The organism is Fulvivirga sp. M361 (genome assembly GCF_007097395.1).
Taxonomy (GTDB): Bacteria; Bacteroidota; Bacteroidia; order Cytophagales; family Cyclobacteriaceae; genus Fulvivirga.
Genome location: NZ_VKDC01000092.1, coordinates 1 through 1,613, shown reverse-complemented (window position 1 = coordinate 1,613; position 1,613 = coordinate 1). Strand labels below are relative to the sequence as shown.

The 1,613-nt window shown below is 39.7% G+C and carries 1 protein-coding gene; it reads left to right on the top strand.

Features of this window, described 5'->3' with window-relative positions; genetic code table 11:
• The first annotated feature begins 99 nt into the window (after positions 1–99).
• Positions 100–1,398 (top strand): IS1380 family transposase, encoded by a 1,299-nt coding sequence (locus tag FNH22_RS31700; RefSeq protein WP_143402557.1) that lies wholly within the window; start codon positions 100–102, stop codon positions 1,396–1,398.
• The last annotated feature ends 215 nt before the right edge of the window (positions 1,399–1,613 follow it).

The following is a 1,613-nucleotide window of genomic DNA, read 5'->3' as shown; positions in this document are numbered from 1 at the left end:
TTAACCCGGAAAATTCATTAGTAGGTGAATAATTTGGGTGTAAGGTGTTATTTTTGAGATAGTTAGAAACAAAAAGCACACCTTATACGACACCCAAATATGAGGGATAAAAATACGGCATTTTATCGAGGAAATACACAAGTATCTGTTGACTTTTCAGCTAGCCAGATCAGTTCTGATGGGGCGATTGTATTATTGGAAAAGCTTGAGCGGAAGCATAAACTCATTTCTTACTTCAGCAGTCATATTAAAGATCAACGTGATCCACTGCGCACTACTCATAGCATGGAAAAGCTTCTTAAACAACGTGTTTTCACCTTAATGCAAGGCTATGAAGACGCTAATGATGTTGATCAGTTGAAGAACGATCCACTTTATCAAGATATATTAGATGGAGAAATGGCCTCGCAACCCACTCTGTCAAGGTTTGAAAACAGTTTAGGCAAACAGGGTATTTTCGATCTTTGTTATGCCTGGATAGATCGCTATGTAGCTTCCCTGGCAGGTCGTGAGCAACTCACTATTGATATTGATGCTACCGATGACCCTACACATGGACAACAGCAATTGTCGATGTTCAATGGCTATTATGGTCGTTTTATGTACAATGAGCTATTCTTTCATGATGGTCAAACCGGTCAGATTATTGTTCCGGTATTACGCCCAGGTAATAGTCATTCTAATAAATGGTATGTGTCTATTCTCAAACGTGTAGTAGAGAAGATCAGGGCTTCCCACCCGAAAATGCGTATTATCATTCGTGCTGACAGTGGGTTTAGCTGCCCGGCTTTTTATAAGCTGGCTGATAATTATGGGTTAGATTTTGTGCTGGGCCTTGCTAGTAATGAAGTGCTCAAAAGGAAAGTAAAACGGGTGGAAAAGGTAGTATCTCACTTATATGTCCGGCAAGGCATAAAACATCAACACTTTTTCACTCATAGCTATCAGGCCAAAAGCTGGCATAAGCCTCAGCAGTGTTATACTAAAGTGGAAAGTACCGGTAAAGGACTCAATACGCGTCATATCGTCAGTAACTTACCTGAAAAGGATGCTCGTAGCATATATTTTGGGATATACGTACAACGTGCAGAAGCCAGCGAAAACCGTATCAAGGAAGTCAAAAATATGTGTTTTGCCGACCGGTTATCTAATCACGGCTTCTGGGCCAACTTTACCCGTTTATTAATCAGCAGCTTGGCTTATGAGCTATTTTTACTCCTAAAAACCGCTATCAGGAAAACCAAGATCAACCCAGCTAAGCAATGGTGTATTGCTACCATCAGAGCACGGCTGCTTAAAGTAGGGGCAACCATCAAGAAAACTAAACGCAGGATATATTACCAACTATCCCGAGCCTTTGTCCACCAAGAGTTGTTTAAACAACTCATTACCCAGTAAAAACACCACCATAGCCAGAAATCAAGGGGTAAGTATGTCTTGTCCAGAAAAAATGGCTTAAAAAGAACATCCTAAAAGCTATTTTCAGCAAAATCAATATGTTATTTTCTCAAAGATTATCTGAAATATCTTCAGGGGTGGCTAAACAACTCCTCAGTACATTCTATGTTTTATCTAAAATCAGATTTCTTAACCCAATGAATAATGCGGGTTAA

Bases quoted from the DNA above. Each gene is read 5' to 3' on its own strand.
- FNH22_RS31700 (WP_143402557.1), top strand. From the start codon at position 100: ATGAGGGATAAAAATACGGCATTTTATCGAGGAAATACACAAGTATCT.